This is a genomic window from Sporosarcina sp. NPDC096371, from assembly GCF_044762865.1.
GTDB lineage: Bacteria > Bacillota > Bacilli > Bacillales_A > Planococcaceae > Sporosarcina.
In genome coordinates, this window is the sequence record NZ_JBIWFE010000001.1 from 50,435 (window position 1) to 64,506 (window position 14,072).

General features: G+C 42.5%; 10 protein-coding genes. 6 read left to right on the forward strand and 4 right to left on the reverse strand.

Annotation, left to right across the window (positions count from 1 at the left end; translation table 11 throughout):
- The first annotated feature begins 134 nt into the window (after positions 1-134).
- The gene (locus ACIQ0H_RS00200) at positions 135-872 is read left to right on the forward strand and encodes an SDR family NAD(P)-dependent oxidoreductase (RefSeq protein WP_403409208.1); all 738 of its coding nucleotides are present in this window, start codon (positions 135-137) and stop codon (positions 870-872) included.
- Positions 873-1,345: 473 nt separating this feature from the next.
- On the opposite strand, the gene ACIQ0H_RS00205 is transcribed toward ACIQ0H_RS00200, so the two are convergent.
- Entirely contained in the window at positions 1,346-2,089 is a 744-nt protein-coding gene (locus ACIQ0H_RS00205; protein WP_403409211.1) for a C40 family peptidase, read from the reverse strand.
- Between the two features lie 252 nt (positions 2,090-2,341).
- On the opposite strand from ACIQ0H_RS00205, the gene ACIQ0H_RS00210 reads away from it, so the two are divergent.
- Together ACIQ0H_RS00210 and ACIQ0H_RS00215 are read left to right on the forward strand one after the other, a co-directional pair.
- On the forward strand, positions 2,342-2,890 hold the full coding sequence (locus ACIQ0H_RS00210; RefSeq protein ID WP_403409214.1) for a sigma-70 family RNA polymerase sigma factor: 549 nt from the start codon (positions 2,342-2,344) through the stop codon (positions 2,888-2,890).
- A complete protein-coding gene (locus tag ACIQ0H_RS00215) occupies positions 2,865-3,923 on the forward strand; it encodes a DUF4179 domain-containing protein (RefSeq protein WP_403409217.1) in 1,059 nt (352 codons plus the stop codon). Before ACIQ0H_RS00210 ends, ACIQ0H_RS00215 begins: the two co-directional genes overlap by 26 nt.
- A gap of 149 nt (positions 3,924-4,072) precedes the next feature.
- Here the strand turns inward: ACIQ0H_RS00215 and brnQ are convergent, their stop codons facing one another.
- Entirely contained in the window at positions 4,073-5,377 is a 1,305-nt protein-coding gene (brnQ, locus tag ACIQ0H_RS00220; RefSeq protein ID WP_403412259.1) for a branched-chain amino acid transport system II carrier protein, read from the reverse strand.
- A 642-nt stretch (positions 5,378-6,019) separates the two neighbouring features.
- Between brnQ and ACIQ0H_RS00225 the strand changes: the two genes are divergently transcribed.
- The 3 genes from ACIQ0H_RS00225 (at position 6,020) to ACIQ0H_RS00235 (ending at position 10,218) form a co-directional block, all read left to right on the forward strand.
- A complete protein-coding gene (locus ACIQ0H_RS00225; protein ID WP_403409220.1) occupies positions 6,020-7,930 on the forward strand; it encodes a putative bifunctional diguanylate cyclase/phosphodiesterase in 1,911 nt (636 codons plus the stop codon).
- A 64-nt stretch (positions 7,931-7,994) separates the two neighbouring features.
- Entirely contained in the window at positions 7,995-9,353 is a 1,359-nt protein-coding gene (locus tag ACIQ0H_RS00230) for an NAD-dependent malic enzyme (protein ID WP_403412262.1), read from the forward strand.
- Positions 9,354-9,726: 373 nt separating this feature from the next.
- Positions 9,727-10,218, forward strand: coding sequence for a C40 family peptidase (locus ACIQ0H_RS00235; protein WP_403409223.1), 492 nt, complete (start codon positions 9,727-9,729; stop codon positions 10,216-10,218).
- A gap of 380 nt (positions 10,219-10,598) precedes the next feature.
- On the opposite strand, the gene ACIQ0H_RS00240 is transcribed toward ACIQ0H_RS00235, so the two are convergent.
- Positions 10,599-11,495: an accessory Sec system S-layer assembly protein gene (locus tag ACIQ0H_RS00240; RefSeq protein WP_403409226.1), complete on the reverse strand. Its 897-nt coding sequence runs from the start codon at positions 11,493-11,495 to the stop codon at positions 10,599-10,601.
- Between the two features lie 2 nt (positions 11,496-11,497).
- Complete coding sequence (gene secA2, locus ACIQ0H_RS00245) at positions 11,498-13,855, reverse strand: accessory Sec system translocase SecA2 (protein WP_403409228.1); 2,358 nt, start codon at positions 13,853-13,855, stop codon at positions 11,498-11,500.
- Positions 13,856-14,072: the final 217 nt, after the last annotated feature.

Below are 14,072 nucleotides of genomic sequence, written 5' to 3' on the forward strand. Positions count from 1 at the left end.
AACAAAAGTTATGGAGACAAGGTAAGGGTGGAGGTAATGGAAGCAGGAGCAATTTGATTGCAAGTTCATACAAAAAGGAATACTATTTAGATGTCTAATTAGATATCTAAATAAATTGAAATGGAGTGGTTACAATGACAAGATTACAAGATAAAGTTGCGTTTATTACTGGTGGGGCATCAGGTATGGGTGAAATGATGGTGAAATTGTTTACAGCGCAAGGCGCTAAAGTTGTGGCTGCAGACATTAACACAGAAGCACTTCAAGCTAAATGGGAAGGCGTCGAAAACGTTGACTATGTAAAGCTTAACGTAACAGACGATGAAAACTGGAAAGAGGCTGTAAAATCTGCAGCTGACAAATTTGGCAAGCTTGATATTCTTGTCAACTGTGCGGGGATCTCTACTGAAAAAACAATGAACGATATTACACTCCAAGACTGGCAACGTCTGCACGACATTAACGGTTTCGGTACATACGCAGGTATGCGTGCTGTAGTTCCTTACATGAAGGAAGCTGGACAAGGTTCAATCGTTAACATTTCTTCTTATACAGCTCTAGTTGGTATGGGCTTAAATCCATATGCTGGATCTAAAGGATCAGTTCGTGCGATTTCACGTGCAGCTGCAGCAGAGTTTGGTAAAGATGGAATTCGTGTAAACGCAATATTCCCAGGTGTAATTGAAACGCCAATGGTTGCTAACCTTCAGTCTTCTAAAGCAGCACTTGAAGGCTTGATCCAAATGACACCACTTAAACGTCTAGGCCAGCCTGAAGACGTTGGTAATGCAGTTGTATTCCTAGCATCAGACGAAGCATCATACATTACTGGTGCAGAACTCGTTATTGATGGCGGATTCTCTGCTAGATAATAAAGAAAAGCGGAGGGTGCCTGTAGTAAGGAACGCAGTCTAAGTTCGCCACGTCCTGTGGCAACGACTGCATGACCCACTTCCTGCGGGCCCGCGACAGGCATAAGACGAATTGGCGAAGAGGCGTTTTTTGCCTCATAGCCAATATGGCTTATGACCCGAGCGTCTGGCACCCGGAGCTGGACAATAAAGAAAAGCGAAAGCCCCTAGGCGCCTTTGCTCAGTAAAATCAACAAAAACCGCTATGCTCTCCTGTGCATAGCGGTTTTTGTTGATTTCACAATTAATTCTTCGTGCTCCAATAAAAGCCCTTCGTTGCCCGCATTAGGAGAATTCTGTCGGTATATGCGGCAAGTTTCTCCACTCTCTATTCGACCCTCTATTCCACTCTGATATTTGTGTACAACGAAACCGCGCGAGTGTTCAACCAAACGCAAAAGTAGCTCTCCCCAGTTCGAGGAAAGCTATCGCTATCAATATAGTGCATTAAAACGCTTAAAGCCTATGGATCTTTCTTTCCAATAAGATGACGCTAAAGAAGAAATCTCAACTTTTTTTGTGCCAGCGTGGATAAAGTTCCCTTCACCTAAGTAGATGCCAGCATGCGAAATGCCGCTACGGTATGTATTTTCGAAAAAGACTAAATCACCGGGTTTAGGCTCGTCCACTTCAGAAGAATTGGCATGCATGCTAATGGTGTCGAACCGGGGGATGTTGAGTCCGGCTGCCTGATAGACATAATAGATGAATCCGCTACAGTCAAATCCTTCCTTCGTTACACCAGCCCAGGCATAGGGCGTGTTGAGGAGTGGCATTGAGACATTGACTGTGGCCTGCAAGATCTTTTCAGCAGAAGGCGTAAGTTTTGCTGTCTTCACATGGCCTGTATTTAAGTCCTTCCCTGTGTTAGCAGGGGGAACCGTCGGGGCAATCCCTTCGCTTTTTTGAGTAGTCGTGTTTCCTTTAGAAGGAACTGAATTTTGGTTGGTAACACCTTGTACCGAAACATTCAATTTCTGATTGATGCTAATCTTATCAGAGGTCAGCTTGTTTAAGTTCTTTAATTCATCCACAGACAATTTGTGTTGCGAAGCAATTTTCCATAATGTATCTCCGGTCTTGACGGTGTATGACGCGGTTGCTGCGTCCGCAGTTCCCGTTGCGATGAATGTCGCAAGGGCGGCCGTTGCTAACAACGAGAAAGCTTTCTTTTTCATTTGAAATCTCCTTCCTACGACAAATGATCCTAACTCTATTCTATCGACTTTAGAGTAATAGAACAATAATTAGATTAATTACATTTGTGTTACATAGTCATTGCGGTATTGTTACAGAAGGTAGGGAGGGAATTTCGTATAGAATAGAAGAAAGTACTTAACTTTTGTCCTAATGAACGATACATAAATTGTTGAATCGTTTTGCCATCCTGTTTTATCTAATAGATGAGCAACAGAAAGGAGGATACCTCATTGACGACAAAATTGAAGCTCGTGGCGCGTGCTAAAAAAGGGGATGCGGAAGCATTTCAAGCGCTCGTACATGAAGAGAAAGAGAAGTTGTACAAAATGGCGTTTGTCTATATGCGGAGCGAAGATGATGCGCTAGAAGTGTTCCAAGAAACAATCTATAAAGCGTTTGCATCAATTCAAACACTTAAAAACAACGCCTATTTCTCTACATGGATGACGAGGATTATGATCAACACAGCGGTTGCTTTATTGAACAAGAAAAAGAAAATTATACCGATGAGTCATGGCATGCTTGAAAGTATGGGCGAGACGAGGCATTTGAGACAAGAGGATCAGCTTGATTTGCTTCAAGCATTGGGTGAAATAGAAGACAAGTATAAAACCGTTCTGCTACTTCGATATTATGAAGATTATACAATTCAACAAATTTCCATGGCGCTCGACACACCGGAGGGCACGGTAAAAACGAATATCCGTCGTGGATTGGCGCTCTTAAAGAAAAAGATGAAAGGGGTTTATGTAGATGACAGACAAAATTCCATCGTTTAAAGAGGAAATTGATGACATTCATGTGCCAATTGCCAAGTTGGATGCGATTATATTGAATACAGTTCTAAGAAGTGTCCCGAAGCGAAAAACATCTTTACGAAACAAAGTCGTGTATAGCGCAGCTGCTGCCGTTGTTGCATTCGGATTACTAATTGGTTCGGCAACTGTCTCACCTGTGATGGCAACTTTCGTGTCGCAAATTCCGATTATCGGCTCGATATTTAGTGTATCTGGAGAACGCGGATTAGAACGAGTGAGTGAGTTGGGCTTGACGCAAGTGGTGGGGCAGTCCAAGACGGTAAATGGTATTACCATTACGATTGATGAAGTTTTTTATGATGGTACCCGGGTTACGGTTGGCTATTCGGAAGAATCGGAAGAACCACTCGAGGATTTGTATGTAATCCCCATTTTTGATGTTGACGGGAAAAGAATGCCGACTGGCGGTATAGTTAGAAAAATCACCCCGACTTATTGGACGAAAGTAATTAGTATTGAGCCTTATAGAGAGGTATTGCCGAAAAAATTTGTTCTCGGAATGAGTTTTGAAGGGAAGAACGGAGAACAGTGGAACTTTTCTGCGCCGGTAGAAGAACAACCAGGTGTGCAGCAAGTAACCATTAATCATTCACAACAAATTGAAGGAATTGACCTACTTGTTGAGAATATTAAAATTGGAACTAGTGGTTTTCTTCTCAGGTATAAAGTGGTATCAGAAAAATACCCTGACCTTACGACATTACTGGAATTCCGAGTAGTGGATTCTTTAGGGAATGAATTAACCATGAGTGGTGGCGGCAAGGAAAATGGCAATGAAGACGGTCTATTTGAGGAAGGACTAGTGTATGGGACAAGATTATTCGACTCAGTAGATGAACATGCCAAGGAGTTAACAATTATTCCCTATCTTTCAATACCAGAACAGGGAGACTGGAAAATAAAAGATTCAGAAGGTAATTTGACTGATATAGATGTTAGTCAATTTGAGGGGATCGATATTACATTCGACAGCTTCACGGTCAAACTACCATAAAAGTAAAACGCCGTTTGGGCTTATCCAAACGGCGTTATTTTTATAATTAGAAAAACCGGTCCCGTTTTAAGTGGAAACCGGTTTGTTTTCATGAAAGCGATGTATTTAAACTCCCATCAACTGGAAGTGATTCCCGAAAGTTCTGAAAACTATAGGCGTCGTTTAAAAAGCGAACTTATGATGACACCGATAAGTGCACCAACAATCGCGGGAACGAGCCAACCAATTTGTTGCTCATAGAGCGGAAGATGGGAAAGTATGGAGGTGACGGGTTTGACATCGATACCCGCTCCGCGTAATCCATCAAACACACTGACAAATGTCGTTGCGACAAGTGCAAGAATGTAGACAATTGGTTTTCTATCAAATGATTTATCGATGAACGACAACAGCATTAACACAATGGCAAGCGGGTAGACCATCAACAGGACGGGTACCGAGAATGAAATGAGCTGTGTCAATCCGACGTTGGCCACCAATGCACTAAAACTTGCGAAGATGACAACAAATGTCTTATACGAATAGCGTGGTAGCAGTTGTACGAAAAATTGTGCACACGCAGAGACAAGACCAACGGATGTTGTCAAACAAGCAAAAATGATGGTTAGGGCAAGAATCGTTGTTCCGGAAGAGCCGTATAGGGCAGTTGAAGCAAGTGCAAGTACTGCGCCCCCATTATCCTGTAGTCCGATGACATCGACACTTGTTGCGCCAATATATCCGAGTGATAGGTAAACGAGTACCAGTCCGACAGCAGCGACAACTCCAGCAATCACCATGGCTTTCATAATAGCAGGTCTTTCAGTCACGCCTTCTGCTTTAAGCGCATTAATGACGACAATACCGAAGACGAGTGCTGCAATGACATCCATCGTTAAATAGCCTTCGACGAAACTTCGGAAAAATGGATCCGTTGCATAATCGCCACGTGCTTGTCCAATTTCACCCATTGGTGACACAATGCTTTTCACTGCAAGTGCTCCGATGACAAGAAAGAGGATAGGTGTTAGCACTTTACCAATGCGATCGACAAGTTTCGCGGGATTAAGCGCAAGTGCTAATGTGATTGCGAAGAAGATGATTGTAAACAACGCAAGCGGCCAGCTTGTACTTGAAATACTAGTTGGCAGAAACGGAACAATACCAATTTCATAGGAAACAGTTGCCGTCCGTGGAATACCGAAAAATGGACCAATGGCCATATAGATAACCAATGTGAAAATGATTCCAAAAGTTGGGTTAACCCGTGAGGCAATGGTTTGTAGGCTACCACCTGAATTGGCAATCGCGAGAACAGCGATTAAAGGTAAACCTACTCCGGTGATTAGGAAACCTACCATGGAAATCCATAAATCGTCTCCGGCCATTTGTCCGAGAAGTGGTGGGAAAATGATATTACCTGCACCAAGGAACAAAGCGAAAAGCATAAGTCCGATGATGAAGTTTTTCTGCATAGACAATTAAATTGCAACTCCTTGAACTAATTATGTAACGAAACGCATCATATTTTATTATAACTGAAAAGTAGGGCAATCGTCTAACAATTTTAACGATATAATAGGTATAGTTAATTATTGGTATCTTTTTATTGTGATAGTTCTATTTTTCTATAGTAGTATGTAGACGTGAGAGGGTCTTAATAATATATATGTTGAATGAAAGAATCCTATCTACAACGCTTGGCGCTTAAGGAAGGATTGAACTGCATCCCTCCTAAGTCTTATCGCTTCGGATACCCCAGTAAGGCGCCTTCGCTGGAGATTAGGTGAGAATCATAAATTCAACATATATAGTTCCTCATTCGACAAAATTCTCATCTATATTCACTCGAACAAACCGATAAGTGAAGTAAGTCGCTTGACATGTTAGGATAAGATAGTATTTTAGTTTATGGAATTGAAAAGTAAAAGAGGGTAAAATTACATAAGTCGCGAACTTGTCCATTAGCCAAGTTAACTAGGCGGATACATGGATAAAGTGAGCGAAGGCATCCCTTAGTGCTGAAGTGAATTCAATGAAAATCTTTATTTCAACGTACATAATCAGTGAGGGAATAGATAGCAAATGGGGTACAGATATAGAAAGGGGGTTTTTGTTTGGAATGTTCGGATGATCTATCAATAGACGTTGCAAATGCAGTACTAGAAGAGCTCCATCAAAACCAGCAACAACTGCTTTTTTCGCAAGAGGAGTTATTTGTGCTATCGAGGGAGTCTATTAAACCGCTGCTCGAAGAAACCTGTCGGAGCATTTCAAAATTAATGAGTTGTGAAAGAGTTGAAATTTGGTTATTCAATGAAGAACGAACCGAATTGACTGCAGAAAATGTCTATGACAGTAGGGCAAGTGCCGATACGTCTGGAGAGGTGCTTTTTCAACGTGAAGTACCGACTTATTTTAACGCAATTTTACATAAACGAACTTTAGCAGTGGATGATGTGAAAACAGATCCTGTGATGCGAGAATTGCGAGAAAGGCTTCACGAAGAAGATGGCGCCCTCAATTCGATGTTAGATGCCTCTATCGTTTTAAGTTGGGGAGTGGGCGGGGTACTTTGTTGTTTATCGGAGGAGAACCGTCAGTGGACACCGGTTGAGAAGCATGTTATTGCCTCAGTTGCTGATATGCTCGCTTTTATATTCGACCGTTTACAGCGTATTGAGGTTGAGGAACATTTATATACACTTGCCTTCAAGGATACACTAACAGGATTGGATAACCAGCATTCCTTCGACAAAAAAGTAACGGAAGAACTAAAAATGCTCCAAGGGAAAGAACGAGGTATTTTCATCTATATGGTTCTGGACCAGTTTACAGATATCCAAGGGGTTCTTGGCCATGATGGTGGCGATCAAGTGTTACTAGAAATTGCGAAACGTCTACGTATCCTTTTCCCTGCACCGGCTTTGATTGCTCGAATTGGTTTTGATCACTTTGTCATTTACTCGCCCATTCAATTGAATGGCGAACAGGCCGTTGCGAATATAACGCGGATAGCTGAAGAAATAAGACGACCGATGGACATTAGTGGGCAAGAAGTGTATATGACGTTCAGTTATGGTGCATCTTATTATCCAGACCATGTGAGTAATGTAAAAGAGGGACTGCAAGCAGCCCAAGTAGCGTTAGAGAATGCGCGCAAAAAGACATCACGGAAAGCATATGGAGTCTATCAACCTCATATGCATGCCTTCATGAAAGAAAACCTATTGTCCGAAATGAACTTAAGAAAAGGCCTTGATTTAGGTCAATTCCGACTCTTCTATCAACCGCAAGTGAAATGCAGTACAGGTGAAGTGAATGGCTTCGAAGCACTTATCAGGTGGCAGCATCCGGAACGCGGATTAATTTCCCCGGGGGATTTTATCGATCTGGCAGAATCAACGGGACTCATAACGCCAATCGGTGAATGGGTCATTCAAGAAGCATTTGCCCAACTAGGCAGATGGCAAGCACAAGGGAAAGGGCATTTGACTGTGTCAATCAATTTATCGCCACATCATTTCCTTCACGTAAAATTACCTGCTTACTTATTGAAGTGTGCTGAAGAATCAGGTATTGAACCGCAAAAGCTCATGCTAGAAATCACAGAAAATGTGGCTCTTGAAGATCATGATGCTGTAAAAAATCGAATTGCTGAGCTGAGTGCTTTGGGATTCTCTATTTCGATTGATGATTTTGGAACGGGTTACTCCGCTTTTATTTACCTGCAACATTTTCCGATTCAGCAAATCAAAATCGATCGTCAATTCATTACCAATATCGAGAACGATACAAATGGTGCAGCCATTGTTAAAACCATCGTACAACTTGGGAAAACGCTTGGACTCCGTACAATCGCAGAGGGTGTCGAAACGATTGAGGAATGGAACATACTCAAGGAAATGGGCTGCGATGAAATACAAGGTTTCTATTTCAGTAAACCCCTTCCAGTAGATGAAATCAACGCTCTGTTAGGGACATTCCAAGATACCGATACACTCTATCTACCTATCGAAAAAGTATAAGGTAAGTAGAGGATAAAGTTCTTTTTTTGTTTAGAACTAGGATAGGTTGTCCGGACAACTGAATATGTGTAAAATAGAAATCGGAACACTACAGGAGGTTTTTATATTGGGACAAGAACAATTCATGCGCAATCTTATTATTGAAACGCCTTCCATGCCTGGTAATTTTGCCAAAGTGGCAGCGGCTATCGGGCAATTAGAGGGCGATATAGGTGATATTCAAACGATTAAAGTAGGTACATTATCAACTATTCGCGATATTTCCATCCAATGTTCGAATGAAGAGCATTTGCAAGACATCGTTAATGCGGTGAATGCAATTGGGGAAGGAATCAGCGTTCACGCTGTGACAGATGATGTGTTACAAGCGCATGAAGGCGGTAAGATCCATATGAAAGGGCGTTTTGAAATTCGCTCACTTGGAGATTTACGCCGTGTCTATACACCGGGAGTTGCAAACGTTTGTGAAGTGATTAAGAATGATCCAGAACAAGCGAAATACTTTACGGGTATCTCAAATACGGTTGCCATTGTAACAGACGGAACAGCTATTCTTGGCCTTGGTAATATCGGACCTGTTGCAGGGATGCCTGTTATGGAAGGGAAAGCCGTTTTATTCGACCAATTTGCAGGGATCAGTGGTATTCCGATTTTGCTCGATACAAGCGATCCTGATCAGGTTGTTGAAACAGTGAAGCATATCTCTAAAAGTTTTGGCGGTATCTTACTCGAAGATATCGGATCACCGCATTGCTTCGAAATCGAGGAACGCTTAAAAGCGGAACTGTCGATTCCTGTCATGCACGATGATCAGCATGGTACAGCTGTTGTGACACTTGCGTCTGTTCTATCTGCTTGTAAGCAATCGGGCGTAGCCCTTGCTGATGCTGTTGTTGGCCAAATCGGTCTAGGTGCCGCTGGACTTGCGATCAGCCGGATGCTTATGGCTTATGGTGTAAAAGAAATGCGCGGTATCGATCGCAATGAAGAAGCGTGTGAACGACTTGTTCAACACGGTGGAGTTATCATGGATTCACTGGAAGAGCTCATGGCGACATGCGATATTGTCGTGGCAACGACAGGTGTTGCAGGGCTCATTAAACCAGAAATGGTGCGTAAAGGGCAGATTATCTTGGCATTATCTAATCCGAATGCTGAAATTGCGCCAGAAGAAGCACTGAAAGCTGGGGCGGCATTTGCAGCTGATGGTCGTCTTGTGAACAACATCCTTGGCTTCCCAGGTATTTTCCGTGGGGCACTTAACGCCTATGCGAAAGAAATTACTTATCCGATGTTGATTGCGGCAGCACTTGCCATCGTGGATAGTACGAAACCGGGCGATCTTGTTCCACATCCGCTTGATCCAAATGTCCATCATAACGTAGCAGCAGCCGTGGAGCGCGTTGCGAACGGCGGTCAATAAGTAAGTAGCAAATTGCAAAGCCATACAACTTGGAGAAATCCAGTTGTATGGCTTTTTTTTGTCTATGTATGTTGACCTTATGATTTTCGCCTGATCTCCAGCGAAGGCGCCTTACTGCGGTAGCCCAAGCGCCAAGCGTTGTAGATAGGATTCTTTTATTCGACATATATAGCATTAGTGGATTGATGTTTTGTGTAGTTTATTTCCAATTATGTTGTAAGTAACTGGAATAATGTGTTTTATGTTTCAACGGCGCGAAAAATGAGATGTTGTGTAACGAGTTTGTTACAGGAATGTAATATAGGGGCGGTATAAAACATGTTAAAGTTGTTTTAGATAGTTTTTCAGATAAATCAATCCATTGGGGGAACATATGAAATTTTTAATTAAAATGCAAAAGCCAGTTGTAATTTTTGCAATGTCATTACTTTTATTTGTCGCACCTTTCAGTGGACAAGCTGAAGCCTCATCTCAAGCAGCTAACATTACAAAAACAGCAACTAGCCTAATGGGCATTAAATATAGTTATGGTGGTACAACGAAGAGTGGTTTTGATTGCTCAGGTTTCGTCAGTTATGTTTTTAAAGAAAATGCCATTAATGTGGCACGTACAGCTTCTAGCATGTACGCATCTGGACAAGCAGTTTCTAAATCGAATTTAGAAACAGGTGACCTCGTATTTTTCAATACGACTGGCAAGGGCGTTTCACATGTAGGGATCTACATGGGGAATGGCAAATTTGCACACGCGTCAACATCAAGAGGTGTACGTGTAGATAAGTTAACTGACCCTTACTATTGGGGCGATCGTTATATAGGTGCTAAACGTATTTCAAATGGTACTACAGTTGCTTCAGCTAGCTAATCATATAGAATGTAAAACACTGGATATCTCTAAGATATCCAGTGTTTTTATTTTGCTTAGGAAATTATAACATCTCGAACTGTGGATAAGTTACGAAATAGGGATTTGGCGTCTGGGCTCCAGCGCCTAGCCCCTCGAGTCGCTTGGGCCTACAGGATGTAGGTCATGCAGTAGGGAAGGATTGAACTGCATCCTTCCTTGTTGCCACAGGACGTGGCGTTTTTAGACTGCCTTCCCCTTGCTGATAAAGGCAAAGAGCGCCTTTATCTTCAAGCCTTCCAGCGCTGGTCGGGGCTGAACAGGCGCTTGCGCTTTTGTTCATTCAAAATAGGCTACATGGCCAAGTCACGACATGTGACCTAGCGATGTAGCCTTGTGGGTTATTGCTGTGGTACACGAACTGTCCAGCGAGACAAGTCCGGTTCCTCTTTTTTGATCAATTCTTGTGGGAAGATAAATGTCCATGGTTTTGTTGTATTTGCTTTTACAGACAGCGGAGCAAGTTCAAATGAACCGGAAGCAACAAGTTCACCTGTTGCATCGATGAGTTCAAGTGGCAACTTTTCGATGTTGATTTGCTTGGAGTGTCCGTTTCGGATGAAAATAGAAGTAGCAATGCTACCGTCATCCTGCTGTTTTACTTGGAATCCGCTAATATTTACTTCACGCGGTTTCAATTTTGGAAGACCTTCAACGACTGTGCTTAATCCTTCTTTTTGCTCGTTCGACAAACTTTCTTCCCATGCTGGTTCCAATTCAAGTTTATGTGGCACCATTGACTGGACATTGAATGCTAGTTTCCAGTTTTCTGTTGGTGGTTGTTCAGCAAAGATATTGTCTTTCGTAAAGACGAATACCCATGGTCTCGCGCTACGAGCTGGAATATCACCAAGTTCATTTAAATTGAATTCATCTGAAGCGAGTGTTTCGCCTTCCTCATTAATGAGCATGAGCTCAACGGACCCAACAGAAATTTGTTGGTCGAGTGAAGAACGGAAAAATGCTTTCACGAGCCAGCTACCGTCAGCGGGTTCAACATCGATATCAATCCCGGATAGGGAAATCTGATTCGGTTTAAGCGGTTCAAGTTCATTTGACAGGAAACGGAAAACGTAATCTTGTTCTTGTGGGACATCCCATTCTGGATGAAGGGAAAGTGTTGTTTCAACTGCATCCGTACTTGTAGATGTGTTCACGCCATCGATGATTTCTTCAGATCCGATTGTACTTTCAGATCCTGTTTTTTGGGCTTGTTTAAAGAAAGAAAAAAGCTTCATTGTTATTCCCCCTGTTGTTCTGTAATAAGCTTCATGAAGCCAATGACTTCAGATGCAATATTGCGGCGTAACTTCTGATAACGGCGACCGAATAACTCGAGTCCTTCACGCTGGTAAATCCGCATTGGATCTTCCTGCCCGTAGGAACGCAATCCGATTCCTTCTTTAAGGCGTGTCATGACTTCTAAATGTTTGGCCCACATGCTGTCGATATGGGACAACATGACTTGTGGAATCATTTGACTGACCTGTTCATTGTCTGCAAATGAATCGATGTAATCAAGTAAATCAGCCAGTGGTATTTCATAAAGTTTCAGAATATCGGATGTCTTTTCAAGCGTGTGTGGGACGGATATAGGTTCCAACAGCAGGCTGTTCATCGTCCTTTCAATCCGGTCGAAATCCCAGTTGTCCGATGAGTCTTCTTCCGGGCAGCTATCGTAGACAACGAATTCCACTGTCTCGTTCAGCATTGTTTTTAATTGTTCAGGAACACTTTCGCCTTTAATCACTTTGTCGCGCAGTGAATAGACGACCTCCCGTTGATCGTTGATGACATCATCAAGCTTCAAGTTGTATTCGCGCATAGAGTAGTGGGCACCTTCAACAATACGCTGTGTGCGTTCCGTCAGTTCATCCACCTCAGAATTACGCACGAGGCCATTTTCATCCGATGTTACTTTTTTCAAGAACTTTTCAAGATCATCTTTGGCAAAGCGTTTGAACATATCATCTTCAAGTGACAAGAAGAAACGGCTTTCGCCATGATCACCTTGACGTCCCGAACGGCCACGAAGCTGATTGTCGACTCGGCGGCTTTCGTGTTTTTCTGTACCAAGTACGAAAAGTCCACCGCGCTCTTCGACACCTTCCCCAAGTACGATATCGGTCCCACGTCCAGCCATGTTTGTCGCAACCGTGATATGTCCAAGTTGCCCGGCTTGAGAAATCAGTTCGACTTCTTGCTCGACACTTTTCGCGTTCAGTAAGTTGAAGTCTAGTTTGTATTCTTGTAGGTATTCGACAACTTTTTCTGACTGTAAAATAGATGTCGTCCCAACGAGAACAGGTTGTCCTGTTTTATGACGTTCAGCGACTTCTTTCGCCATCGCTTTATACTTTTGATCGATGGTTTCATAGACGCGGTCAGGAGAATCTATGCGTGCGCGTGGACGGTTTGTCGGAATTTGGACAACAGTCATTCCGTACACTTCTTTGAATTCTTTTTCCTGCGTTTTTGCCGTACCTGTCATTCCGCAAAGCTTTGGATACATGCGGAAATAGTTTTGGATTGTAATTTGCGCTTGTGCTTTGTTCTCATCAGTGATGGGAATTCCTTCTTTTGCTTCGATGGCTTGATGAAGGCCGTCGGAAAGTGTACGTCCTTCCATGATACGCCCTGTGAACATGTCCACAAGCTCAATCTTCTCATCTCGTACAATATAATCTACGTCACGTTCGAAAATGACGTATGCCCGTACTGCCTGAATCATGTAATGATAGAGGGTCTGATGTTCTAATTCGTATAAGTTGTCGATACCAAACGCTTTTTCAACTTTTTCGATACCTGCATCGGTCAGTGAAGTGGCTTTTGTTTCATCATCAAAATCGAAATCGACACCTTTTTTAAAACGTTTTGCAAGACGTGCAGCTATATGATGAAGATCCGCGTCCGCTTGCATCTTACCAGCTACGATGAGCGGTGTTTTTGCTTCGTCGACAAGAATACTATCGACTTCATCGACAATTGCGAAATGGTACGGCCGTTGGACTTTTTGTGCCACGTGATGGGCCATATTATCGCGTAAATAATCAAAACCAAATTCGGTTCCGACTCCGTATGTAATATCGGCATTATACGCCTCTTGCTTTTCTGGACCCTGCATCATGGGTATGTTTAACCCAACTGTCAGACCGAGGAAACGATGGATTTGTCCAATTTGATCATAGTCACGTTTCGCAAGGTAGTCGTTCACTGTAATCACGTGGACGCCTTTTCCTTCGAGTGCACGTACATATGAGGGAAGTGATGCGACAAGTGTTTTCCCTTCGCCAGTTGGCATTTCCGCAATGTTACCTTCTGTTAAAACAAGCCCACCGATTAGCTGTACGTCAAAATGACGCATGCCTAGTATTCTTTTCGATGCTTCACGAACTACAGCGAAAGCATCTAGTGTGATGGATTGAATCGACTCACCTGACTGGAGTCGATCTTTAAATATCTCTGTCATATTTGCAAGTTGTTCGTCCGACATCACTTCGTATGTGGACTCCAAATTATTTATTTGTTTGACAAGCTTCCGATATTTTCGAAGTTGTCTTTCGCTCGTTTGATTTGAACGTTTGAATATCGATAACATGAATGAACGCTCCTTTTTCTATCCCTTTTAAGGACACGTCCTTATTTTATCAAAAAGATTGGTAATTGACTACCTTAAGCCAATATCTAGATATATAAGGAAGGATAGGGTGAAGGGGAAGAGGGAAAGATAGGGGGAAGAAGGTAGTAAAAAGGAAATAAGTTATCTAGTAGTATGCTTTTTTATCTCGTACATGCTATAATACTGTTGATTTGAT

Bases quoted from the DNA above. Each gene is read 5' to 3' on its own strand.
- ACIQ0H_RS00200 (WP_403409208.1), top strand. From the start codon at position 135: ATGACAAGATTACAAGATAAAGTTGCGTTTATTACTGGTGGGGCATCA.
- ACIQ0H_RS00205 (WP_403409211.1), bottom strand. From the start codon at position 2,089: ATGAAAAAGAAAGCTTTCTCGTTGTTAGCAACGGCCGCCCTTGCGACA.
- ACIQ0H_RS00215 (WP_403409217.1), top strand. From the start codon at position 2,865: ATGACAGACAAAATTCCATCGTTTAAAGAGGAAATTGATGACATTCAT.
- brnQ (WP_403412259.1), bottom strand. From the start codon at position 5,377: ATGCAGAAAAACTTCATCATCGGACTTATGCTTTTCGCTTTGTTCCTT.
- ACIQ0H_RS00230 (WP_403412262.1), top strand. From the start codon at position 7,995: ATGTGTAAAATAGAAATCGGAACACTACAGGAGGTTTTTATATTGGGA.
- ACIQ0H_RS00235 (WP_403409223.1), top strand. From the start codon at position 9,727: ATGAAATTTTTAATTAAAATGCAAAAGCCAGTTGTAATTTTTGCAATG.
- ACIQ0H_RS00240 (WP_403409226.1), bottom strand. From the start codon at position 11,495: ATGAAGCTTTTTTCTTTCTTTAAACAAGCCCAAAAAACAGGATCTGAA.
- secA2 (WP_403409228.1), bottom strand. From the start codon at position 13,855: ATGTTATCGATATTCAAACGTTCAAATCAAACGAGCGAAAGACAACTT.